This is a genomic window from Sinorhizobium sp. Y406, from assembly GCF_058732025.1.
The window spans coordinates 2,735,822-2,759,654 of record NZ_CM178974.1 but is presented as its reverse complement, the minus strand read 5'-3'; the positions used below and the strand labels follow the sequence as shown (position 1 = coordinate 2,759,654).

The following is a 23,833-nucleotide window of genomic DNA, read 5'->3' as shown; positions in this document are numbered from 1 at the left end:
CTCTTGTTAGCCGAGATAGGTTTGCGCGAGCAGGTCGGAAAGCCTTTCGAGGTCCTGCTCCAGCCGTTTGTAGACCGTCGCCGTCATTGCCTCCGGTGTCATCACGGCAAGACCGGAATGAAGTCGCATGGTTTCCCGATAGAACGGCGACATCTGGCCGTTGACGAAAGCATTCGGCAGCAGCTCGACCTCCGTCTTGATCTCGTTCAACTGGTAGAGGATCGAGCGCGGGTTGAGCGGGTCGAGCGCCAGCAGGTCGGTAACGGTTACGGCTGCCGTGTTGACGTTGTAGCGGCGTCGGTGGGTCATGACGCTGTCGCCGATCTCGAGCAACATGTCGTAGGCGCCGTCCGGTGCATCGGGCCCGGACATGTGCCCGAGCAGCCGCGTCATGTGCATGCCGCGCTCGAGATAGCGGCCGATCGAAAGAAAGCGCCAGCCGGTAAAGCGATACATGTTTTCGTGCACGAGGCCTGCAAAGCCCGCGAGCTTGCGCAGAAGAATGGTCATCGCGTGGGAGGCGTCATCGCCGGCCTGCACGGTCGCGTGGAACTTGCGCGCCGTTTTCAAGAGGTCGTTGAGCGCAAGCCAGCCGTCGGGCGAGAAGCGGTCGCGAATGTTGCCGGCACTGAAAAGCGCGCTGGCGATATCGGAAACCAGGCTGTCCGGCACCGGCTGGCGCGTCTTGACATCGAGGAGGGCAAGATACTCGCTCACGTCCTTGAGCAGCGGCATGTCGGGGTCGGCCGCCTCGGCGAAGCGACTATGCCAGGCGCGCAGGATCCGCAGCGCGCCCTCCGCCCGTTCGATGTAACGACCGAGCCAGAAGAGGTTGTCGGCGGCGCGGCTCGGCAGGCTGCCCGGCAGGTTGCGGCTGAAGCTCTCCTCTGCCGGAAGCAGCGACATGCGCTCGACCGGCCTGTCGCTGACGATCCAGACATCGGCGGCGGTGCCGCCGGACTGCATTGCGATGGCCGCCACGTCGTCGCCGGAGCCGATGCGGGCGAAGCCCCCCGGCATGATTTGCCAGCCGTCGCGCGTGCGCGCGGCAAAGACCCGGAGACTCATCGGCCGGGGCGTCAGCCGGCCGCGCACCCAGGCGGGCGTCGTCGACAGCGTGACGACCTCCTGCCCAACGAGCTTGCCGCCGTCCGTCGCCAGCCACTGGGCGACCGAGGTCCTGGCCGTATCGCGGAGCGAGGCACCGAGCACAGACTGGCCATCGTCGTCGAAGAAGGGCCGCGTCGAATAGGCCGGGCCGATCACCATGCCTTCGATGTTGCCGGCGACATGTTCGCGCTCGGATTCCTGACCGCACCACCAGGTGGCGATCGACGGCAGCTTCTGTTCCTCGCCGAGCAATTGGCGACAGATGGCCGGCATGAAGGCCAGAAGCGCACGCGTCTCCAGGATGCCGGAGCCAAGCGCATTGACGATCGAAACGGAGCCTTCCCTCAGCGCCTCGACGATACCGGGCGTGCCGATATGCGAAGACTGATTGAGCTCAAGCGGATCGGCGAAGGAGGCGTCGAGGCGACGCCAGAGCACACCGACGGGTTTGAGGCCGGCGACGGTGCGAACCATCACGCGGCCGCCGACGACCGTCAGGTCCTCGCCCTCGAGCAGCATGAAACCGAGATAGCGGGCGATATAGGCATGTTCGAAATAGGTCTCGTTGGCGATGCCCGGCGAGAGCACGGCGATGCGGTCGTCGGGGTGCTGCTTGCGCGACTGGAGCGTGTCGCGGAAGGCGCCGAAGAAACTCGCCAGCCGGTGGACATGGGTTGCGGCATAGAGGTCGGAAAAGGCGCGTGCCGTCGCCACGCGGTTCTCGAGTGCGAAGCCGGCGCCGGAGGGCGCTTCTGTCCGGTCGGAAAGCACCCACCAGTTGCCGTCCGGTCCGCGGCCGATCTCGAAGGAGCAGAAGTGCAGGAAATGCCCGTCGGCCGGCATGACGCCGACGAGCGGGCGCAGGAATTGCGGATTGGAGGCGATCAGCGCCGGCGGCAGCAGGCCTTCGCGCACCAGCCGGTTTTCGCCGTAGATGTCGGCGACTACCCTTTCCAGGAGCTCGGCGCGCTGCACGAGTCCCTCGGATACAACGGTCCATTCGGCCTCGTCGATCAGGACCGGCACATGCGACAGCGGCCAGCTCCGCTCCGTGTTCTCCTTGCCATAGGCGCGGTAGAAGACGCCGGCGTCGCGCAGGTAGCGGTCGGCGCGAGCAAAGCGGTTGGCGAGTTCCGTCTCGTCCATGCGGCCAAGCGTCGAGAGCAGCCGTTGCCAGACGGGCCGGACGTTGCCGTTCGGATCGACCATCTCATCGGCGACGCCCGCCAGCGCGCGGTAGCCGCCGAAGGGATCATGCCCGGGACGGATCGCTTCATTTGCCTCTGCCGCCTGCTTCTTCGCCATTTACACTCCTGCCGGACACCGCAAATCGAGCGTCAGGGGAAACTCCGCCGATGGGCTTTCGGGATGCAGCCGATACATGCCCGTGGTGTGGCCCCAGGGTTCGAAGCGCGCCAGCCGGCGCGCCTCTGCCTCGTTGCCGTTGACCGGGAAGGTCTCGTAATTGCGCCCGCCCGGATGCGCAACGTGATAGACGCAGCCACCGATCGCCCGATTCGACCATGTATCATAAACGTCGAATGTAAGGGGAGTGTTCACCGGCAACACCGGATGAAGGCCCGCGGCCGGTTGCCAGGCCTTGTAGCGCACGCCTGCGACGGTGACGCCGTTTTGGCCCGTCTTCGCGAGGGGCACCGGGCGGCCGTTGCAGGCGACGGTGTAGCGATCGGGAATGGCGGTTTCGAGTTTCACCTGCAGGCGCTCGACCGAGGAATCGACGTAGCGCACCGTGCCGCCGATTGCGCCCTGTTCGCCCATCACATGCCAGGGTTCGAGCGCCTGGCGGATTTCGAGCTTCGCCTGTTCGTACTCGACCTCGCCGCAGAAGGGGAAGCGGAACTCGAGTTGTGCCTTGAACCACTCCGGGCGGAGATGGAAGCCGTGTGAGCCGAGGTCCGCAACGACCTCGAGAAAATCCTGCCAGACATAGTGGGGCAGCATGAAGCGGTCATGGAGCGCCGTCCCCCAGCGCACGAAGCGGCCTTCGACCGGGCTTTTCCAGAAGCGGGCGATAAGAGCGCGCACGAGCAACTGCTGGGCGAGCGACATGCGCGCGTTCGGCGGCATTTCGAAGCCGCGGAATTCGACGAGGCCGAGCCGTCCGGTCGGACCGTCGGGCGAGAACAGCTTGTCGATGCAGATCTCTGAGCGATGGGTGTTGCCTGTGACGTCGACGAGCAGGTTGCGGAAGAGCCGATCGGTCAGCCAGGGCAGCGGCGGCAGTCGACCGGTATCGGGTGACGGCACCTGGGCCAGCGCGATTTCCAACTCGTAAAGTGAATCATGCCGCGCCTCGTCGATGCGCGGAGCCTGGCTGGTCGGTCCGATGAACAGGCCGGAAAAGAGATAGGAGAGCGACGGGTGCCGCTGCCAATGAAGCACGATGCTCTTCAACAGGTCCGGCCGGCGCAGGAAGGGACTGTTGTTGGGGCTGCGGCCGCCGACCACGACATGGTTGCCGCCGCCGGTTCCTGTATGACGGCCGTCGATCATGAACTTGTCGGCGCCGAGCCGGCTCTGGCGCGCTTCCTCATAGACCGCCGTGGTGATGTCGACGCATTCCCGCCAGTTCGCGGCCGGATGGATGTTGACCTCGATCACGCCCGGATCGGGTGCGACGCGGATGACGTTGATGCGCTCGTCCTGCGGCGGCGGATAACCTTCGATGTGAACGGGCAGGCCGACCTCCGCGGCGGCGCGTTCGGTCGAAGCGACCAGGTCCAGATATTCCTCGATACTCGTCGTCGGCGGCATGAAAACGCAGAGCCTGCCGTCGCGCGGTTCCACGGTCATTGCGGTGCGTACGGCGCCCGCAATATCATCGGGCATAGGCGAAAGCGGCGTCGGAGGTCTCTCCGACGGCTGGAAGCGTGATTGCTGCGCCCGCCCTTTTTCTTCCGCGAAATCCGGCAGGTCGCTGCGCGGAACGGTCGGATCTACCGGATTGATATAGGGATAGGAAGAGGGAGGGATGTGGGGCAAGGCGCCGAGCGGCAATCGATAGCCGACGGGGCTGTCGCCGGGTACAAGGAAAAGGCGCCCACGACGGGTCTTCCATTTCTCGCTAAGCCACTGCACCCCTGTGGCGCGCGCGTTCCAGGCCTGCACCGGCAGCACGTAGCCGGTCGGGGTCGTCAGGCCCCGTTCGAACACACGCGCCAGGCGGCTGCGGGCCTCCGGGTCCTCGAGCTTGGAGTTGGACGGATCGACATTGTCCGGCAGATTGGCTTCCTTGACGATCCATTCGGCCGGATCCTCATAGGCCGGAACGACCATGTCCGCGCTCAGATCGAGTTCGCCGGCAATGGCAACGAGCAGGCGCTCCGCATCCCGTTCGGTAACCTCGGTCTGGCTGACTTCCTCGGCGATGAGGGCGGGCCGCTGCCAGATCGGCAGGCCGTCGCGACGCCAGTAGAGCGAAAAGGTCCATCGCGGCAGGCTCTCGCCGGGGTACCATTTGCCCTGGCCGTAGTGCAGGAATCCGCCCGGTGCAAAGCGCTCGCGCAGACGGCGAATGAGCCTGTCCGCCTTCTCGCGCTTGGTTGGGCCGACCGCGGCGGTGTTCCACTCGTCGGCTTCGAAGTCGTCGATCGATACGAAGGTCGGCTCGCCACCCATGGTGAGGCGCACGTCGTTCTCGTCCAATACGCGGTCTACCTCGTCGCCAAGGGCATTCAACGCCTGCCAGCTCTCGTCGGAAAAGGGCCTGGTGATACGCGGATGTTCGGCGACGCGCGCAATCTTCATGTCGAAGGCAAAATCGGATCTGGTTTCCGGATCGCCGAAGAAGCCGCCGGAGATCGGCGCGGCATTGCGATAATGAGGCGTCGCGGCGAGCGGGATGTGGCTCTCGCCGGTCAAGAGCCCGGAGGTCGGGTCGAGCCCGATCCAGCCGGCACCTGGAATATAGGCCTCGGCCCAGGCATGGAGGTCGGTGAAGTCGTGATCCGTTCCCGAGGGGCCGTCGAGGGCTTTCAGATCCGGCGTGAGCTGAATGAGGTAGCCGGACACGAAGCGCGCGGCAAAGCCGAGATTGCGCAGGATCTGCACGAGCAGCCAGCTCGAATCGCGGCAGGAGCCCGTGGCGAGACCCAACGTCCCCTCCGGCGTCTGCACGCCCGGCTCCATGCGGATGACGTAGCCGATCTCCTTTTGCAGCCGCATATTGAGACCGACGATCATGTCGACCGTGCGCTGGCGCGAGCGGTCGATCGTTTCCATGAAAGCCGAGAGCTTCGGCCCGATTGGGTCCGGCGTCATGTAGATCTTCAGGTCGTCGCTCAGGTCTTCGGCATAGCGAAATGGCCAGTGCTGTGCCTCCTCTTCGACGAAGAAGTCGAAAGGATTGTAGACCGTCATGTCGGCGACGAGATCCACTTCGATCTTCATTTCCGTCACCGGATCGGGAAAGACGTAGCGGGCGAGATAGTTGCCGTAGGGGTCCTGCTGCAGATTGACGAAGTGATTGGCCGGCGAAACCTTCAGCGAATGGCTGATGACCTTCGTCTTCGAATGGGCGGCGGGCTTGAGCCTGATGATTTGCGGTGAGAGATTGACCGGCCGGTCGTATTTATAGTGGGTCAGATGATAGATACTGGCCTTGATCGACATGCAGCGTTTTCCCCTCGATGGCAGATCCCTTTGCCTGCCATTCGAGAGGACTTTTGTGCAATGCGAATAGGAAAGCAAGCTGAAACCATTGGGCGGTTGCGGCTGGCTTTCGCACGGCGGCCGGCTTCCTGCCCCCTCAGACCGGCGGCGGGTTGATGTGCGCAAAGCCTGTCTGGCGATAGTAAGGGAAATAGGGGTAGGGCGCCGTCGTTGCACTCACCGCATCGAGGCGCGACACTTGTTCGGTCGAGAGCGCCCAGCCGATCGCGCCGAGGTTCTGCCGCAATTGCTCCTCGTTGCGCGCACCAATGATGACGCTGGAGACGGTTGGGCGCCGGAGAAGCCAATTGATGGCGATTTGCGGCACGGTCTTGCCGGTTTCCTCGGCGAGTGCGTCCAGTACCTCGACGATGTCGTAGAGCTTTTTGTCGTCCACCGGCGGCCCGAAGTCGGCCGTGTCGTGCAGGCGGCTGCCCTCCGGCCACGGTTGGCCGCGGCGAATTTTGCCCGTCAGCCGCCCCCAGCCGAGCGGGCTCCAGACGAGGGCGCCGACGCCCTGGTCGAGGCCAAGCGGCATCAGCTCCCACTCGTAGTCACGCCCGGCGAGCGAATAATAGACCTGGTTGGCAACGTAGCGAGGATAGCCATATCGGTCGGCGGCCGCGAGCGATTTCATCAGTTGCCAGCCGGCGAAATTGGATACGCCGACATAGCGCAGCTTGCCGGAGCGCACGAGCATGTCGAGCGTCGAAAGCACCTCCTCGATTGGCGTTCCGGCGTCGAAGGCGTGCAGTTGCATGAGGTCGACGTAGTCGGTGCCGAGCCGCCTCAGGGCATCCTCCACACCGTTGACGAGGCGCGCGCGGGACGAGCCGGCATCGTTCGGACCATCGCCGATCGGGAGCGATATCTTCGTCGACAGGATGGCCTTGTCGCGCCGTCCTTTGACTGCCGCTCCCAGGATCTCCTCGGATGCGCCATCGGAGTAGACGTCTGCCGTGTCGAAGAGATTGACGCCGGCTTCGAGGCAGATGTCGATGAGCCGGCGGGCCTCCACTTCATCCGTCGCGCCCCAGGCGCTGAAAAGTGGTCCCTTGCCGCCGAAAGTGCCCGCGCCGAAACTGAGCGCCGGTACCTTCAATCCTGACGAACCGAGCCGTCGATAATCCATTCCGAAACTCCTTTGTGCTCATCATCATTTCTCCATGACAATGGAGCCGGTCACTTTTTGGATATAGACTGCTTGCAGGAACATTATCTGTGAGTTGAATTCACATGTCTCGACTGTCGGTCAATCGCTCGGGCGAAATGGAGGTCTTCGCCAAGGCAGTTGAGCTTGGCGGCTTCTCTGCGGCAGCCCGCTATTTTCGCATGACGCCCTCGGCCGTCAGCAAGCTCGTGCTGCGCCTTGAGGAACGGCTCGGCGTGCGCCTGGTGAATCGATCGACGCGTAGCCTTCAGCTTACACCGGAAGGGCACGCATTCTACGATCGGACGACCCGCATCCTCGCCGATATCGACGAGGCGGAGCGCTGCGCGTCGGCCGGCGAAAGCCCGGCGGGCAGGGTCCGATTGAATGTCAGCGCCTCCTTCGGCACCCATATCCTGATGCCGCTAATACCCGAATTCCGGGCACGCTTTCCGGCCGTCACCCTCGATATCGTACAGACCGATGCGGTGGTTGACTTGATGGAGGCGCGCGCCGACGTGGCGGTGCGGGCAGGTCCCTTAAAGAGCTCGACGCTGATTGCGCGCAAGCTCGGGGCGACGCGTATGATGATCGTCGCGGCACCGTCCTATACCGAACGCTTCGGCACGCCCTCGAATCTCGACGAACTGAAGATGCATGATCGGCTTGGTTTCTGTTACGCCCGCGCCGTCGACGGCTGGCCCATCAAAGCGGATGGCGAAACCATCATAATTCCGGCGAATGGGGCGGTGCAGGTAAGCGATGGTGAGGGGCTGCGCCATCTGGCGCTCGCCGGTGCAGGACTGGCGCGGCTTGCCGAATTCACGGTGCGCGATGATCTGCGCATGGGCCGGCTCGTTCCCGTGCTCGAAGAATTGAACCCGGGCGATCTGGAAGAGGTTCATGCCGTCTTTCTTGGCCAGGGCGGCGCGCTCCCCTCTCGGGTGCGCGCCGTTTTGGATTTCCTCGCCAGCCATGCCCGGGTGATGCCGGACACGGCCATGTAGAGTCAGGCAGTCACAAATCGTTCCTCGAGACCGGGGAGCAGGAGCGGATCAGCGTTTCGGCGCGACCAGCGCGAAAAGCGCACCCTGCGGATCGGTGCACTGGACGATCCAGGCGCCACCGGGGACTTCCATCGGCTCAACCACGACTTGGGCACCCTCGGATCGCGCCCGATCGATCGCGGCGTCGAGCGCTTCGACGTTGAAATAATAAAGCCAATAGGGCGCGGGAACGTCCCTCGGCTTTGTCATCATGCCGCCAATGGCTTGTCCATTGTGGGCGAACAGCTGGTAAACGCCCATCTCGCCCACGTCCATCGCCTGGTCCTTCGTCCAGCCGAACAGCTCCGAATAGAAAGCAAAGGCGCTGTCGAGATCGCCGGCCATCAGTTCGTGCCAGCCGATGTTTCCGGGCGCCATCTGGTCGAGCGACGGCGGCGGTTCGCCGGTTCCCGTGAAAAGAGCGAAGGCGGCGCCATGCGGGTCGGTAACGACGGCGAAACGGCCGATGCCGGGAATATCGTCCGGCTCGCGATGAACGGTGCCGCCCTCGCCGGTGAGTTTGGCGGCGGCAGCGTCGACGTCGTCCACGGCCACGTAGCCGAGCCAGGCCGGCGGCACGTTCATGTCGAGCGCACCTTCTGGCATGGTCATCAGGCCAGCCACCTGGTGATCGCCGATGGAGAAGAGCGTGTATTCGGTTCCCGGCATTCCTGCATCGCGGGCGCTCCAGCCGATGACCTTCTTGTAAAAGGCCTCCGCCGCCTTCGTATCCGTCGTCATCAATTCGTACCAGACGAATTTGCCGTGCATTGTCGGTCCTCCCGTTTTTTCGTGGACATGTGCTGTTGGACGGCGACGGAACCGTCGCCGTGATGGTCTGGGCCGGGGCGGATTGCGCCGCGCCGGTCCCGGCGGTCTAACGGCGGCGGTAGTCCGCCGTCATGATGTCCTTCCAGTCGCCGCTGCCGGTTTCAACGCGGGCTGTCAGGATGCGCCGGTTGGAATCGATCAGCGTGATCCTGTCCTGATATCTGGCGGTCCTGCCGGGATTTTCGAAGTCCGGTCCCTCGCAATTGAGGGCAAGGGTCCGGCCGTCGTCTTCGATCTCGCCGTCATAGATCCACATGTGGTTTATCATCGAGCCGACCCAGGTGCCGACATAGCGACCCGTCGAAGGATTGAAGCCGAGTGTCATCAAGGTCTGGCCGGGCTTTCCGTCCGGCATCGTTCCCTTGCCTTCGCAAGCGATCCAGAGGCCATTGAGCGAGCGGACATTCTCCACCCATGCATCAGCCGATGGTGCGGTTCCGGCGGGATCCTGCGACGTCACCGTCCACTCGCCGAGCAATTGTTCAAGCCAGCGGTGCTCCTCCTGAGGCTCTGCATGCATTTCTTTCTCCCGAGAAAAAATGGGCGCTCCGTCGCCGCCGCCGGAAAACGCCGGGAGGCGACGACGGGTTCCGTCCCGGATGGTTCTTCTTCAGGCCCGCCGCCGCGGCTCCTCGTCGTATTCGTCGTGCCGGCGGACGAAGTCCATGGTCGTCCCTTCGTTGCGGCCCTTCGGCGCGCGATCGAGCAGCATGAAGGTGCTGACCAGTTCCTCGAGGCCGCGCGCATAGGTGGAGTAGGTGTGATAGACGGTTCCGTCCTCGTCCTTGTAAAAGGCGCTCAGGCCCGGCAATTCTTCATGGGCATCCTTGCTGTCGATCTCAGTGAAATTGTAGCTGACCTTGCCGAGCGCCATTTCCGCTGGCGTGAAGGACACGTGGAAATCACGGTTGAAATCACTGCCGTGAGACGAGACCCAAGGAAAGTGCCAGTCCATCCGCTGGCGATATGCTTCGATCTTTTCGACCGGAGCATTCGAGGCGACCACCAATGTGACGTCATGATGGTTGAGGTGGGGCAGGGTCGCATCGAAATGATCGGCGAGGAAGGAGCAGCTTGGGCAGCCGGCCTGCCAGTTCTCGCCGAACATGAAATGGTAGAGAAGAAGCTGGCTGCGTCCATCGAAGAGGTCCGCGAGGCTCTTCAGGCCGTCACGGGTTTCGAAACTGTAGGTCTTGTCCAGCTTCACCCAGGGCAGGGCCTGACGTTCGGCATTCACTTTGTCGCGCAGATGGGTGTGCTCCTTTTCGAGCGCGAGAAGCGACCTGCGGGCGTTCAGCCATTCCTCCTGCGATACGACGGCGTGGTTCGGTCTCATGTCCGTTCCTCCTCCGGTCCATCCGATTATTGCGAATAATGCAGCCAACCAGGCGGTGTGACGACTGGTGAATTTCATAGGTCCTGGGATCAACCGCATGCTCTTGGCGTCTGGAGACGCGCTTGACATATTACGTTGATATCAACATTACTGCTCTATGTCAAAGTCATCACTCATTCCTTTTACCACCACTTCGCACGTCAGGGATACCTGCCTCTGCCTCCACGTCCAGCGCGCCGCGCGGGCGCTCGGCCGCCGCTTCGACGAGGCACTGCGGCCGTTTGGTATGACGAACGGACAATTTTCGCTGATGATGTCGCTCAACCGACCTGACCCGCCGACCGTCGGTGCGGTAGCCGCGTTGCTCGCTATGGACCGCACGACACTGACTGCAGCCCTGAAGCCGCTGGATCGCCGCGACCTCGTCGAGATCTTCGTCGATCCGGGCGACCGGCGGCAGCGCCGCATTCGGCTGACTGCGGATGGCGAACGCCTGCTGGCAGAGGCCGTGCCGGTCTGGAAGGAAACACATCGGGCGCTCGACGAGCAACTTGGCGAAGGCGGTTCGAAGCGCTTGCGCGCCGACCTTCTTGCCGCGACGCATGCGTCCAATGCGGATGGTTAGCCGCGGCGGCTCGGAACAATCACGTTTTCTGCGGCACGATGCTGATCGCACCGTCCGCCTCGAGAACGGCGAACTTGATCTGGTCCAGGCGGTAGAGGCCCTGCTGTTGCCTGGCAGCAGTCAAGATGTCTTCAATGCCGATTCTTGCGCTCTTCAGCGCATGGGTGTCGACTTCCCCGTCCGAGACGAGAACCGTCGGTGTGCCATCGATGAGCAATTCGGCCCTCGGGAACCATTGCTTGATGTAGGACAGCGCGATATCGACGCCGAACAGGGTGAGGATCAGTATCGTCGCGTTCATGATCGAGAAATCGTCGCCCAACAGGGCTTGCTGCGTTGTCTCGGCGATGATGAGCAGCAGCACGAAATCAAAAGGCGTCAGCTGCGCAACCGTGCGCCTGCCCGAGAGCCGCATGACGATCAGCATGATAACGTAGATGGCAACGCCGCGAGCAACAGAATCCATTGCAATCTCCCTCTAACCAGGCTTCCAAAGCGGTCCCACGGGCGAAACCACGCGAGCCTGCTTGCAGCGCGGCGCGTCGCGTGCGGCGCTCTTTCGTTCCGGTGCTGTCGTTGTCCCCAAAACCGCTGCACAAATTTGGGTGACATGCCATTAAGGCCAGACGATCGTCCGCGTGGTCTGCATCGCCTCGCCGTTGACGCCCACGCGATAGCTCGCAATGCCGGGCTCTTGAGCGCGAAGGTGCACCGTGAGTGCCAAGGGCGCCTCCGGATCGGATCGGAAGCGGTAAACGGTGCCGTCGCTCCCGTTCTCGGTGGCGAAGGGCGGCGGTACAATGTCTTCGATCTGGAACGTGCGGAAGAATGCGGGGGCAACGGTGAAGCGGCGCTCGCTGTCTCCCGGCGGCAAGGATGCGGTCAGGCTGTCCGACGCCTGCCACCGACTGAAACGGGGCACGTCGACATATCCGTCGCCGAAGTCGATGGTTATTCGCGAGAAGACGCCTCCGGATCCCGTTAGGCCAAGCAGGGCGAAAAGGAGAAGGAGACCAAAGCCGGCCCAGCCGATCCGCTCCGCTTTCCAGAACTTCTCCTGAAATGGGCGATGCTCGTCAATCTGTAGTCCGTCGGGGCGGATCGGCGGCTGCTCCAAAGTTCATCCTCCGTCTCGGCTTCTGAAAACGCATTGGAGGTGAGGAGGTTCCTTCCTGCGGATGTGGTCACGTGCCGGCACGCAGGCAGAGGAATGTGGCCATTCAACGTTGTGTCCTTCGGTCACTGAGGAGGGTGATGACGTCGCTCACCAGTGCCGTCGCCCGCCTCAGCCTCTCTTCGCCGATTTCGGCGCCGAGTGCATTCGCCCAGGCGGTCTGGCGGCTGCTGATATCGGCGAGGACGGCCTCGCCCTTTTGTGTCGGTATCATCAGCTTCGCCCGCCGGTGAGCCGGATTGTCCCGATAGGCGAGCAGCCCCTCCGCTTCGAGGAGGTCAGCGATGCGCTGTACCCCCTGGCGGGCGAGCCCGAGCATGCGAGCCGCATCGGCGACCGACATGGGCGCATGGCTGGCCGCCGCCAGTACCTGCCAGCGGGCGCTGGTCTGGTCGGACGGCCGGGCGAGCCTATCTCCTTCGGAGGTCAAATGGCCCGCCAAACGAAGCACGGAGATTGCGAGTTCGGCAAATGCATCGCCGGAGGGCGTTCGCTGGTTGGAATTCATATTGACAACATGCTGTCGTACTGCGTATACGGATAATGACAATATATTGTCATATTGAGTGAGGCGTGGCAACCCTTCGGGAGGAGCGATCATGAAGCAGACCTACAAGGGCAGCTGCCATTGCGGCCGCATCCGTTACGAGGCCGATGTCGACCTTCAGGCCGGAACCAGCCGCTGCAACTGCTCCTATTGTTCAAAGCTGCGCTACTGGGGCGCGACCATTAAGCCGGAGGATTTCCGATTGCTGTGCGAGGAGGCGGGGATCGGCGATTATCAGTTCGGCACGACGAGCGGCCATCACCGCTTCTGCACCGCCTGCGGCATGGCGCCCTACGGCCATGGTTATGTCGAGGCGATCGGTGGCGCCTTCGTCTCCATCAACGTCGCCTGCCTGGACGACGTCGATCCCGCCGTGCTTGCGGAACTGCCGGTGCAATATATGGACGGCTTGCATAACAATTGGTGGAACCCGCCAGCTCAGACGCGGCACATGTGATCGATGCCAACAATGAAAAGGCCCCGTCGGGAGCCTTATCCTTGCGTCGACGATTGCGGTGGTCAGCGATCGCCGAGATCGCGCACGGCGCCGCGGTCGGCGGAAGTGGCGAATGCGGCATAGGCCTTCAGCGCCGTCGTCACCCGGCGCTTACGCTGCTCGGCCGGCTTCCAGCCCTTGGCATCCTGCTCCTGCCGCCGGGAGGCGAGTTCCGTCTCGTCGACCCTGAGGCCGATCGTGCGATTCGGGATATCGATGTCGATCATGTCGCCGTCGCGCACCAGCCCGATCGTGCCGCCATTCGCCGCCTCGGGCGACACGTGGCCGATTGAAAGGCCGGACGTGCCGCCGGAGAAGCGGCCGTCGGTGATCAAGGCGCAGGCCTTGCCGAGGCCCTTCGACTTCAAGTAGCTGGTTGGATACAACATCTCCTGCATGCCCGGCCCACCCTTCGGCCCCTCGTAGCGGATGACCACGACATCGCCGGCCTTGATCTCGTTGCCGAGGATTGCCTTGACCGCGGCGTCCTGGCTTTCGAAAACGCGTGCCGGACCGGAAAATTTCAAAATGCTTTCGTCGACGCCGGCGGTCTTCACGATGCAGCCGTCGAGCGCGATGTTCCCCTTAAGGACCGCGAGGCCCCCATCCTTGGAGAAGGGATGCGTCACCGAGCGGATGACGCCGTTCTTGCGGTCGGTGTCGAGTTCCTCCCAACGGGCAGCCTGGCTGAAGGCCACCTGGGTCGGGATGCCGCCGGGCGCGGCACGGAAGAAGTCGCGCACCGTCTCGCTCGTGGTGCGGGTAATGTCCCAACGGTCGATGGCATCGCCGAGCGTCTCGCTGTGCACGGTCGTGCAGTCGCGGTTGATGAGGCCGCCCTTGTCGAGTTCACCGAGGATTGACATGATGCCACCGGCGCGATGCACGTCTTCCATGTGCACGTCCGCCTTTGCGGGCGCAACCTTCGACAGGCACGGCACCTTACGTGACAGGCGGTCGATGTCGTCCATGGTGAAATCAACCTCGCCTTCATAGGCCGCGGCAAGGATGTGCAGCACGGTGTTGGTCGAACCGCCCATAGCGATGTCGAGCGCCATGGCGTTCTCGAACGCCTGTTTGGACGCGACCGAACGCGGCAGCACGCGTGCATCGTCCTGCTCGTAATAGCGGCGTGCAAGATCGACGATCAGATGACCGGCTTCCACGAAGAGGCGCTTGCGATCGGCATGGGTGGCCAGCGTCGAGCCGTTGCCCGGCAGCGACAGACCGAGCGCCTCCGTCAGACAGTTCATCGAATTGGCCGTAAACATGCCGGAGCAAGAGCCGCAGGTCGGACAGGCGGAGCGCTCAATGATCTTGACGTCCTCGTCGGAGACCTTGTCGTCGGCGGCAGCAACCATCGCGTCGACGAGGTCGAGGGCGTGTTTCTTGCCGTGCAGCACCACCTTGCCCGCTTCCATGGGTCCGCCGGAGACGAAGACGGAGGGGATGTTGAGCCGGAGCGAGGCCATCAGCATGCCGGGGGTGATCTTGTCGCAATTGGAGATGCAGACCATGGCGTCGGCGCAATGGGCATTGACCATATATTCGACGCTGTCCGCAATGATTTCGCGCGAGGGCAACGAATAGAGCATGCCGTCATGGCCCATGGCGATGCCGTCATCGACGGCGATCGTGTTGAATTCCTTGGCGACGCCGCCCGCCGCTTCGATCTCGCGCGCGACAAGCTGGCCGAGATCCTTCAGATGCACGTGGCCGGGAACGAACTGTGTGAACGAGTTGACCACCGCTATGATCGGCTTGCCGAAATCGCTGTCCTTCATGCCCGTCGCGCGCCAGAGGCCGCGGGCGCCGGCCATGTTGCGGCCGTGGGTGGTGGTGCGAGAGCGATAGGCAGGCATGAACGTCTTCCTTCACGGTCGGATGGCGATACGCGGAATATGGCGATGCTGGAGCGCCGATGCATGGCGTACTAGCGCAAAATTGCGCCCGCGTCATCTTTTGCGTCGGAATATTTCCGCCTCTCGCCGGGATCAATACGGTGGCTGCGGCCCGTCTTGCTTGTCAAGGCGGAGTGAGAGGTCCATTGTCATCAGGCATTCTTGCGTACTCGCCGGAGCCTTCCGGCGGCAGCGGGCTTGTGAGGTTCGTCCGAGATGAACTGCCACGAATGCGGCACTGAGATCGAGAGCGGCTTCGCCTACTGCCCGAGATGCGGGGCGAAGCAGCAGACGCTGTGTCCCGATTGCGGCCATGCATGTCCGCCGCACTTCGCCTTCTGCCCCCGATGCGGCACGAAGGTCGGCACCTCGCCAGCCCCGCGGCGTTCCTCATCCGGTGCCGCAGCGGCGCCTGCGTCGCGATCATCATCGTCAAGCCGGGAGGCGGGTGCCGACCGGCGCACCATCACGGTCGTCTTTGCCGATCTCTGCGGGTTTACGAGCCTCAGCGAACGGATCGATCCCGAAATCCTGCAGACCCTTCAAAACGAGCTGTTCGAGGAAATGACGGAAGCCGTCGAAGCCTTCGGCGGCTTTGTCGACAAGTTTATCGGCGATGCAATGCTTGCCCTTTTCGGGGCACCGGTTGCGCATGAGGACGATCCGGAACGGGCGCTTCGCGCGGCACTCGAGATGGTGGGCCGGGCAGCACGGGTGAGCGAGCGCTGGCGCAAGGAGATCGGCCTGCCCTTGAGCCTTCATGTCGGTGTGAATACCGGACCGGTCGTCGCGGGGGGGTTCGGCGCGGGAGATTCCAAGTCCTATTCCGTCACCGGCGATACGGTCAACATTGCTCAGCGCCTGCAGGCGACCGCCCGGCCCGACGAAATTCTTGCAGGACCGATGACGCACAAGCTCACCAGGCACGCTTTCGCGTACGAGACGCTTGGGGCTGTTGGCCTGCGTGGCAAGACCGGCAGCCTGCAGGTTCACCGCGTGCTGGGCGCGCTGGAGGTGCCCCGTCCGGCAAGGGGCCTTGAAGCGCTCGGCCTAAATGCGCCGCTGATCGGCCGGGACACCGAAATCGGTCGCCTGCGGGATTGCCTGGCCGTGGCCTGCGCCGGTGCGGCGCAATTGGTGCGGCTGACCGGCGAAGCCGGCATCGGCAAGTCGCGTCTCGTCGGAGAATTCCTCGCAGACACCGGCCGCGATCGGCGCTTCGCCCATGTCGCCATCCGGCGCGCCGCCTGCTCGCCGCTTGGAGAGCCGTCCTACGGCACGATCGCCAGCGTGCTTCGCAGCGCCTACGGCCTGTCGAGCGTCGACTCGGAGGAAAGAGTTCGGGAGGGCCTGGCGTCGGGCATGACCGAGATCGGCTTTACAGCCGCCGAGGCCGATGAATTGATGCCGCTCCTCTTCCACATCCTCGGAATGGGGGATCGGACGGGCGCATTGGAGCACGTCGCCCCCGAACAGGTTCGCCGCCAGCTCTTCTCGGTCATCCGTACTCTCTTCGAGCGTCGGCTCGATCGGGCGCCGCTTCTCCTCGTCATAGAGGATTTGCACTGGGCCGACGAGGCCTCGCTGGAGGCGCTGCGCTTCGTGCTCGACCGATTGGATCGCCGCCCGCTGATGGTGATCACCACGCAGCGGCCGGATGCCGGGGCGGAGCGACTGGCGCCGGGTCGCACCAGCGTTACCACGCTTCGCCTGGCTCCGCTCTCCGCGGCCGCCGGTCAGGGTCTCCTCCGCGCACTCTTCGGTGAAGGCGCGCTCCCGCTAGACCTGCGCACGCGGGTCCTGGCGCGCGCCGGCGGCAATCCGCTCTTCGTGGAGGAGATCGTTCGCGGCCTGATCGAGCTCGAAACGCTGCGGCGCGACGGATCGCGCTGGCACGCGGTCGATGCGGATGCAAGCGTAGAGATTCCTGTCGGCATCGAGGCGATGCTGCTTGCACGTATCGATCGCCTTTCAAAGGAGATGCGCAGCCTCGTCCACTACGCCGCCGTCATCGGCCCGCGTTTCGACGCTGCTCTTCTCGCCGCGATCATGCCAAATCCCGGCGAAGTCGAATCCGGCCTGGAATTACTCTGCGAAGCGGAAATCGTGGAGGAAGATGCCGGCGCAGGGGCGCAAGCCTATCGCTTCGTGCAGTCGCTGCTCCACGAGGTGGTCTACAACAATCTCCTGGTAAAGCGGCGGATGGAGATCCATGCGGCTGTCGCGGCGGCCCTGGAACGCCGTTTTGGCGGAAATCCCGAGCGTTTCGAGGATTTGGCGTTTCTCGGGCATCACTACGGCCAATCGGCCGAGCGGGCGAAGGGTTCCCGTTATCTTTTGGCAGCGGGAGACCGCGCACGCCGGCTCTATGCCAACGAGGACGCCATCCGCTTCTACAGACAGGCGATGACGGCACTCGCCACTCTCGGCCAGGAGGAGCCCGAATGGTTCATCGCCCGCGAGCGCCTCGCCGATCTGCTCGGACCTGCCGGCAGACGAGCCGAGGCGGAGGAGCACTATCATGCGCTGCTCGATAGCCATCAGCTCTCGGGGGACACGGTTGCCTCCGCCCGAATTCTGCGCAAGCTCGGCCATCATCATTGGGAGGCGGGCAAGCGCGACCGGGCGCAGGCGAGTTTCGCCCGGGCCGCTGCTTTGCTGGAGAGCACGGACGCGCCTTTGGAGAGCGCATCGCTCCTGCAGGAACGTGGTCACCTCGCCTTCCGCATGGGTGACTATCCCGCAGCCGCCCGGTGGGCAGACGAGGCCTTGGAAAAAGTCGCGGCGCTTTCGCCCGATGCCGCGGAGGAGGCGCGGCGCGAGGCTGCGCTGGTTACCGCCGAGGCGCTGAACACCAAGGGTGTTGCGCTGGCGCGGCGGGGCAGCCTGCGCGAGGCGATCGATGCGGTGGAAAGGAGCGTGGCGGTAGCCGATCGGGCGGAATTGATGCATGCCGCCTGCCGCGGCTATACGAACCTCGCCGTGCTCTACACGATCGTCGATCCGAAGCTGGCCGTGGATATCTGCCGGCGCGGCCTCGGCATAGCGCGTCGCACCGGCGACCTCGGATTCCAGGCGCGCCTGCTTGCCAATCTCGCGGTTGCCTGTTGCACCTTCACCGACCGCTGCGGGAGGGAAGGCGTTCCGGCGGCGCAGAGGGCGATTGATATCGACCGGGCACTCGATCAGCGCGAGCATCTGCCGGTGTCCCTGCTCGTGCTCGGCCAGATCTACCAGTGCCATGGGCGGCCGGAGGACGCCCGCGCTTTGTACCGCGAGGCACTCGACCTTGCCGGCGAAACGGGCGAGGCACAGCTGCTGTTTCCGTGCTATGATGGCATGGCGACGCTCTGCCTTAATGAGGGCCAGCTTGCCGAGGCGGAGCGCTACTTCGTTTTGGCTCGCGGTGTCTGCGAGCAACATGATCTCGACCCGGAAGCCTTGGTGGTGTTGCCGTTTCTCGACTGAGCAGCCTGATTTGGGACGCAGCCGCCCGCATGCGGGCTTTTGGCTTCCGGGCCGAAGCGGCGTGAGCGTTACCGGAGGAGAAAGCCATGGAGGAATATCGCCGTTTCGAACCGTTGCAGCCGGGCGATCGGGCACCCAACGTCGTGCTAGACGCGATCACCCATGAAGGCAAGATCGCCATCGACGATTTTCGCGGGCGCAAGCCTGTCCTGGTGGGGCTGTTCAGGGGCCTGCACTGCCCCTTCTGCCGCCGTCAGATCGCGACAATGGCGCAGCTCAAGGCTGCCCTGAACGAAAAGGGCGTCGAGAGCCTGACCGTGGTGAACACCCCGATCGAGCGGGCGCGCCTCTACTTCCGTTACCATCCTTTGCCCGGTCTGCTTGCCGCGGCGGATCCCGAACGTGTTTCACACCGAGCCTTCGGCCTGGCCAATCCTGAGTTCACCGAAGACGAGGACGACTGGCCCTACAAGGTCAGCATGCCGACCGTAATGTCGATGCGGGTGGAGATACCCGGCGAACTGCCGGAGCCGATGAACCCTGCTGCAGCCTCCGGCTATCTCCAGCGATTGGATGGCTACGAGATGACGGAGGACGACAACCGCATGGACGCGGCCGCATCCGGGCAGCTCGTCGGCGAGTTCCTGCTCGACCGCGATGGCGTCGTGCGCTGGTGTTTCACCGAGGCGGCGTCGGAGGGCAGGAACATGTTTCGAACCCCGTCGCCCGAGGAGGTGATGTCGGCGGCAGCGCAGGTGGCGCATTGAGGGCCGCTACAGCGCCGCGCGTCTTTTCAGAAGCTTTCTGAAGCGCAGAGGTCGCTGTAACCGCTTGTTCCGCGCATCGCGGTTTCCGAGAATCGGGTCCGATTTTCGGGCCGATGCGCGGGAGGTGCAATGTTAGTGGTTTCTAAAGAATTCATCGGCAAGATGTCGTCATGCGCAGTCTGCTACTCTTCATTGTTGTGTCGGGCAGCCTGATGACGGTCGATTGGATCGTATCCGAGGGACGGCATAGCCGCGCGGTATGGCGCGAAGCGAGGGAGCAGACCAACTTCATTCGGTATCAACTTGAATATTGGGTCGGCGACATCGTCGGTTTTTAGGGCCGGTCAAAGGCTTGCATCGACAGCGCAAACAAAAAAGGCCGGGGCAAACCCGACCTTCCTCGTGACCTTCGCCAGTGCCAGTACATCCGTGGTCAAATGGCGAGGTGATTATCTCTTAGCGCTCAAACGTGACAACGGCATGACGCCGCCGAAAAAAGCGTCGTCTTACTGCTGCATCACATGAGGGGATCGGAATGGTGGGCGTGACAAGGATCGAACTTGTGACCCCTACGATGTCAACGTAGTGCTCTCCCGCTGAGCTACACGCCCATCCGATGCGGCGCATAGACCACAAAACCCGCACCGGCGTCAATAGGCTTTTCGAAGGTTTTTTGACAGAAATTCCGACCGAGATTTTGCAGGCGATGCCGGAGCGATTATTGCCTTTTGCTCGCGTCGCTTCAAGAATCAACGCAGCCGTCGGTAAGGCTAAGCCCTTGAATGGAAAGAGCGTTGCGCGCGCACTCGTCTGCCACGGCCCCGGAAGCCAATTGGATCGGCTCCTGTGGGAAAATCTGCGGCGGCTCCGTCAAACGTGCGGTCATGCGGCGGGTGCCCGCCGCTCCTTTACAACTGCTGCATGTCTCCTTTAATCGACCTCGATTAAAGGAGACATGCAGGAATTCAAAGTGCTACAGCGCCTTTGCGCGTCCGATAAGACGCGCAGCGTTGTAGATCATGCCGCCAGCATCTTGTTGACCTCGTCGACGAGATCGCGCAGGTGGAAGGGCTTGGAAAGCACCTTGGCGTCCTTCGGTGCCTTCGAATCGGGGTTCAGCGCTACAGCGGCAAAGCCGGTGATGAACATGACCTTCAGGTCCGGATCGAGCTCGGTGGCGCGGCGGGCAAGTTCGATGCCGTCCATCTCGGGCATGACGATGTCGGTCAGGAGCAGCGAAAAAGGTTCTTCGCGAAGCCGGTCGTAGGCGCTGGCGCCATTGTCGTAGGACTGGACCTTGTAGCCCGCCTTTTCCAGCGCCTTCACGAGGAAGCGGCGCATGTCGTTGTCGTCTTCGGCAAGGAGGATTTTCGCAGTCATGATTTCGGCCGTGGCTACTTCTTTTCAATGCTTGTGAATGGCGGCAGTCCAGCTAACCGCAGCCGCGTAAATATCCGGTGAATGGGATGGGTCAACCCCCCGAATCCGGGAAGCGGCCATATGGACACAGAGGCGGCCAACTGGCAACATGGTCGAAGAAGCAAGATCCCGACATGGTAAAAAGGGTTCCGATGGGGGAAGTGGGCGAGTGGGAAATGTTCGAAATCCTTGAACCCGCGACACAGCGGATTCCCTTTGTGTTCAACTCTCCCCATAGCGGCCGCCTCTATCCCCAGTCCTTTCTCGATCAATCGCGCCTCGATGCCCATTCGATCCGCCGTTCGGAAGACCATTTCGTCGACGAACTCTTCCAAAGCGCCACCTTCCTGGGGGCGCCGCTCCTGAGGGCGCATTTCCCGCGGGCCTTCCTCGACGTCAATCGCGAGCCCTACGAACTCGACCCCCGCATGTTCGATGGCACCCTGCCGCCGCATGCGAATATTAGTTCGATGCGCGTTGCCGGCGGGCTCGGCACGATTCCACGCGTGGTCGCCGAGAATATGGAGATCTATCGTGGCCGTTTTCCGGTCGAGGAGGCGCTCACGCGCGTGGAGTCGATTTACAAGCCCTACCACGCGACGCTCCGGAAGCTGATCGCCCGCACGCATGTGCAGTTCGGGATGGCGATCCTCATCGATTGCCATTCGATGCCCGGCAATGTGCATCTTTCAGCGAGCGGTCAGCGCCCGGATTTCATCATCGGCGACCGTTACGGAACGAGCGCCGCGGCGGAATTGTCGCGCATGGCGGTGGAACTCCTGGAACAGCTTGGCTATGCGGTGACCCGCAACAAGCCCTATGCCGGCGGTTTCATCACCGAGCATTATGGCCGCCCGACGCGAGGCCTGCATGCGCTGCAGATCGAGATCAATCGCAGCCTCTATATCGACGAGGCGACGCTGATCAAAAAGCCAGGATTTTCTGCTTTGGCGACCGATCTCGCCACCTTCATCGGAGCGCTTGCCCGACATGTCGAGGATTTTGCCGCCGATCTGCCGCTGGCGGCCGAGTAGCGGCCGCGCGTTCCTCAATCTTCGCCGCACAAAAAGAACCGCGCCAGCGGCGCGGTCAAGTCTAGGGAGGAAACACCCAAGGAGGGTATTACAGCCACGAGTGACTGCACGAGGATGCTAATATTGCATTGCACAATTGTCAAGTTTTCCAGTCGGTAACTTTTGCGGTGCAGCAAAAAACATTCGTGATCTTGCCGAACTTGCTTGGGGCCGTGTGCCGCGAGGGCGAACATTGCCTTTCGGTGGAATTCGTCTATTCAAGGATTTCCCACGCCCGCCAAGAGAGTCAAATGCTGCCCGACCGCTCCTTCTTCGATCGCCTCGCCGACGCCGCCAAGGCGGAAACCATCCCGCGCTTCCGGACCGGCGCATGTGTGACCAACAAGCTCGAAGGCGGCTTCGATCCTGTCACGGAGGCCGATCAGTCGGCCGAGGCTGCGATCCGGGCGCTGATCGAAAGCGCTTATCCCGAGCACGGTATCCTCGGCGAGGAGCACGGCAATGTCGGCCTCGATCGAGAGCATGTCTGGGTTATCGATCCGATCGACGGGACGCGCGCCTTCATCTCCGGCCTGCCGGTATGGGGCACGCTGATCGGACTCTATCGCAACGGCGAGGCGATAATGGGACTGATGGACCAGCCTTTCACCGGCGAGCGCTATTTCGCCGATGGCGAGAGATCGGTCTATCGCGGCCCGGATGGCGAGAAGGTGCTGCGGACACGCGACTGCGGCGGACTGTCGGATGCTGTTCTCTTCACCACCTCGCCGCATCTTTATGCGGGCAAGATCAAGGAGCGCTTCGAGGCGCTTCAGTCGAAAGTCCGGCTGTTCCGCTATGGCTGCGATTGCTACGCCTTCGCGCTCCTGGCTGCCGGTCATGTCGACCTCGTCATCGAATGCGGTCTAAAGCCCTATGACGTCGGCGGGCTCATCCCGCTGATCGAGCAGGCGGGCGGCATCATCACCGATTGGCAGGGCGGTCCGGCGGAATGGGGTGGCGAGATCATTGCCGCCGGCAGCAGCGAAGTTCATGCGCAGGCCCTGGAAACGTTGCGTGGCCGATGATCCGGAGGCATCAGGCCTCCTCTGCTGCATGTCTCCTTTGATCGACCTCGATTCAAAGGACAAAGACATGCAGCAATCCAAAGTGCTGCAGCGACCTTTGCGCGTCTAAGACGCGCGGCGCTGCAGGAACTGTCGTGACTCATCATCCTCCCCGGCTTCCGCCTGTGGCAGGAAGGCGAGAATCGCCGCCATGGCCTGGGCGCGATAGCGGTCGGCCTCCTGCAGCAGTTCGTGCCGTGCGCCGTCGATCGGTATCAGGTGGCCGGCGCGGAAATTGCTGGCAAGCCGTTCGATTGCGACATAGGGCACGAGTCCATCGGCGGTCGGCGCCAGCAGCACGGTCGGTACCGTGATCCTCGTCAGATGCTCGCGGCGCGTGACGCGCCGTATGGTTCGGAAGGCCTCGTTCAACCACCGCGCGGTCGGCGGTCCAAGGCTCAAGCGCGGATGGGTCTCAAGCAGCGCCAAGTTGCGGGCGTAGCGGTCTGCATCCCTGGTCAGCGGATTGTTCGTGAAGGGTCCATGGCTGCGCCCGTCCCGATGGAGCGGCAGTCTGCCAAGTCCAAGCCAGCGCATCACGGCCGCGACTGCAACGATGCCCGGTTCACCGATGACCTGCCCGCCCAGCCCCACAAAAGGGGCTAACAACACCATGCGGTCTACCCGAGTGGCCAGTGCCGGCGCCACCGACAGGCAAACGAGCGCTCCCATGGAATGGGCGACGATCGAAAAAGGCAGGCGTGTGTCCGGCAGCACGATCTGCTCCAGGAAAGTCATGAGGTCGCGCCCGTAATCGGCGAAATATTCCACATGGCCAAGCGTCGACTGCGCAAGCAGCCGTTCCGACCCGCCCTGTCCGCGCCAGTCGAAGGTCGCGACCCAATAGCCCGCCTCCATGAAATCGCCGATGGTTTCGAAATATTTCTCGATCGATTCGTTGCGCCCCTGCAGCAGCACGACGGTGCCGCGCGCAAAGCGCGCCTTCGTCTTGAAAATCGCGTAGCGGATTTTCCGGTTGCCGACGCCATCGAAAAAACCTGCCACTGGATATCCCGGGATCGGATTGTCGGGTGTGGCGTCGAGGATCGCTATCATGGGTCCGGGCGAGACGAAATGAACTCGAGTTGTTGTTGTCGGCGGGGACACGGGAAAGCTCGACCGCGCCGCGTCTTTCCATCCTTCTTCAGGGAT

At 63.1% G+C, this 23,833-nt stretch carries 20 protein-coding genes and 1 tRNA gene; 8 read left to right on the top strand and 13 right to left on the bottom strand.

Annotation, left to right across the window (positions count from 1 at the left end):
* Positions 1-6: 6 nt before the first annotated feature.
* From AC4P1R_RS13190 to AC4P1R_RS13180, 3 genes are all read right to left on the bottom strand, one after another.
* Positions 7-2,415: a circularly permuted type 2 ATP-grasp protein gene (locus AC4P1R_RS13190; protein WP_069459107.1), complete on the bottom strand. Its 2,409-nt coding sequence runs from the start codon at positions 2,413-2,415 to the stop codon at positions 7-9.
* Complete coding sequence (locus tag AC4P1R_RS13185) at positions 2,416-5,742, bottom strand: transglutaminase family protein (RefSeq protein WP_492177072.1); 3,327 nt, start codon at positions 5,740-5,742, stop codon at positions 2,416-2,418.
* 136 nt (positions 5,743-5,878) lie between these two features.
* Positions 5,879-6,913 (bottom strand): aldo/keto reductase, encoded by a 1,035-nt coding sequence (locus AC4P1R_RS13180; protein WP_069459109.1) that lies wholly within the window; start codon positions 6,911-6,913, stop codon positions 5,879-5,881.
* Between the two features lie 104 nt (positions 6,914-7,017).
* On the opposite strand from AC4P1R_RS13180, the gene AC4P1R_RS13175 reads away from it, so the two are divergent.
* Positions 7,018-7,938, top strand: coding sequence for a LysR family transcriptional regulator (locus AC4P1R_RS13175; RefSeq protein ID WP_069459110.1), 921 nt, complete (start codon positions 7,018-7,020; stop codon positions 7,936-7,938).
* A gap of 48 nt (positions 7,939-7,986) precedes the next feature.
* On the opposite strand, the gene AC4P1R_RS13170 is transcribed toward AC4P1R_RS13175, so the two are convergent.
* The 3 genes from AC4P1R_RS13170 to AC4P1R_RS13160 form a co-directional block, all read right to left on the bottom strand.
* Positions 7,987-8,748 (bottom strand): VOC family protein, encoded by a 762-nt coding sequence (locus AC4P1R_RS13170; protein ID WP_492177071.1) that lies wholly within the window; start codon positions 8,746-8,748, stop codon positions 7,987-7,989.
* 106 nt (positions 8,749-8,854) lie between these two features.
* Entirely contained in the window at positions 8,855-9,328 is a 474-nt protein-coding gene (locus AC4P1R_RS13165; RefSeq protein ID WP_069459112.1) for a DUF1579 domain-containing protein, read from the bottom strand.
* A 90-nt stretch (positions 9,329-9,418) separates the two neighbouring features.
* Positions 9,419-10,144, bottom strand: coding sequence for a DUF899 domain-containing protein (locus tag AC4P1R_RS13160; protein WP_069459113.1), 726 nt, complete (start codon positions 10,142-10,144; stop codon positions 9,419-9,421).
* A 157-nt stretch (positions 10,145-10,301) separates the two neighbouring features.
* On the opposite strand from AC4P1R_RS13160, the gene AC4P1R_RS13155 reads away from it, so the two are divergent.
* Positions 10,302-10,769 (top strand): MarR family winged helix-turn-helix transcriptional regulator, encoded by a 468-nt coding sequence (locus AC4P1R_RS13155; RefSeq protein WP_069459114.1) that lies wholly within the window; start codon positions 10,302-10,304, stop codon positions 10,767-10,769.
* A gap of 19 nt (positions 10,770-10,788) precedes the next feature.
* Here the strand turns inward: AC4P1R_RS13155 and AC4P1R_RS13150 are convergent, their stop codons facing one another.
* The 3 genes from AC4P1R_RS13150 to AC4P1R_RS13140 all read right to left on the bottom strand — a co-directional run bounded on the left by AC4P1R_RS13150 (position 10,789) and on the right by AC4P1R_RS13140 (position 12,451).
* A complete protein-coding gene (locus AC4P1R_RS13150; protein ID WP_069459115.1) occupies positions 10,789-11,235 on the bottom strand; it encodes a DUF421 domain-containing protein in 447 nt (148 codons plus the stop codon).
* Between the two features lie 150 nt (positions 11,236-11,385).
* Positions 11,386-11,886, bottom strand: a complete 501-nt coding sequence (locus AC4P1R_RS13145; protein ID WP_069459116.1) for a hypothetical protein — start codon at positions 11,884-11,886, stop codon at positions 11,386-11,388.
* Positions 11,887-11,989: 103 nt separating this feature from the next.
* A complete protein-coding gene (locus tag AC4P1R_RS13140) occupies positions 11,990-12,451 on the bottom strand; it encodes a MarR family winged helix-turn-helix transcriptional regulator (protein ID WP_069459117.1) in 462 nt (153 codons plus the stop codon).
* A 91-nt stretch (positions 12,452-12,542) separates the two neighbouring features.
* On the opposite strand from AC4P1R_RS13140, the gene AC4P1R_RS13135 reads away from it, so the two are divergent.
* Positions 12,543-12,947: a GFA family protein gene (locus AC4P1R_RS13135; protein ID WP_492177070.1), complete on the top strand. Its 405-nt coding sequence runs from the start codon at positions 12,543-12,545 to the stop codon at positions 12,945-12,947.
* Between the two features lie 62 nt (positions 12,948-13,009).
* On the opposite strand, the gene ilvD is transcribed toward AC4P1R_RS13135, so the two are convergent.
* Positions 13,010-14,848, bottom strand: coding sequence for a dihydroxy-acid dehydratase (gene ilvD / locus AC4P1R_RS13130; protein ID WP_069459119.1), 1,839 nt, complete (start codon positions 14,846-14,848; stop codon positions 13,010-13,012).
* A gap of 255 nt (positions 14,849-15,103) precedes the next feature.
* On the opposite strand from ilvD, the gene AC4P1R_RS13125 reads away from it, so the two are divergent.
* From AC4P1R_RS13125 to AC4P1R_RS13115, 3 genes are all read left to right on the top strand, one after another.
* Positions 15,104-18,355, top strand: a complete 3,252-nt coding sequence (locus AC4P1R_RS13125) for an AAA family ATPase (RefSeq protein ID WP_492177069.1) — start codon at positions 15,104-15,106, stop codon at positions 18,353-18,355.
* A gap of 86 nt (positions 18,356-18,441) precedes the next feature.
* On the top strand, positions 18,442-19,122 hold the full coding sequence (locus tag AC4P1R_RS13120; protein WP_069459121.1) for a peroxiredoxin-like family protein: 681 nt from the start codon (positions 18,442-18,444) through the stop codon (positions 19,120-19,122).
* 170 nt (positions 19,123-19,292) lie between these two features.
* Positions 19,293-19,460: a hypothetical protein gene (locus AC4P1R_RS13115; RefSeq protein ID WP_165614720.1), complete on the top strand. Its 168-nt coding sequence runs from the start codon at positions 19,293-19,295 to the stop codon at positions 19,458-19,460.
* Positions 19,461-19,658: 198 nt separating this feature from the next.
* On the opposite strand, the gene AC4P1R_RS13110 is transcribed toward AC4P1R_RS13115, so the two are convergent.
* Positions 19,659-19,733 (bottom strand) — tRNA-Val (locus AC4P1R_RS13110).
* 406 nt (positions 19,734-20,139) lie between these two features.
* The gene (cpdR1, locus tag AC4P1R_RS13105) at positions 20,140-20,502 is read right to left on the bottom strand and encodes a response regulator CpdR1 (protein WP_069459122.1); all 363 of its coding nucleotides are present in this window, start codon (positions 20,500-20,502) and stop codon (positions 20,140-20,142) included.
* Between the two features lie 191 nt (positions 20,503-20,693).
* Here cpdR1 and AC4P1R_RS13100 point away from each other — a divergent pair, with 191 nt between their 5' ends.
* Both AC4P1R_RS13100 and hisN read left to right on the top strand, forming a co-directional pair.
* On the top strand, positions 20,694-21,575 hold the full coding sequence (locus AC4P1R_RS13100) for an N-formylglutamate amidohydrolase (RefSeq protein WP_069459123.1): 882 nt from the start codon (positions 20,694-20,696) through the stop codon (positions 21,573-21,575).
* A 290-nt stretch (positions 21,576-21,865) separates the two neighbouring features.
* Positions 21,866-22,642 carry a histidinol-phosphatase gene (hisN, locus tag AC4P1R_RS13095; protein WP_069459304.1) on the top strand — a complete coding sequence of 259 codons (777 nt, stop codon included), beginning with the start codon at positions 21,866-21,868 and terminating at the stop codon, positions 22,640-22,642.
* Between the two features lie 105 nt (positions 22,643-22,747).
* Here the strand turns inward: hisN and AC4P1R_RS13090 are convergent, their stop codons facing one another.
* The gene (locus tag AC4P1R_RS13090) at positions 22,748-23,737 is read right to left on the bottom strand and encodes an alpha/beta fold hydrolase (RefSeq protein ID WP_069459124.1); all 990 of its coding nucleotides are present in this window, start codon (positions 23,735-23,737) and stop codon (positions 22,748-22,750) included.
* Between the last annotated feature and the right edge of the window lie 96 nt (positions 23,738-23,833).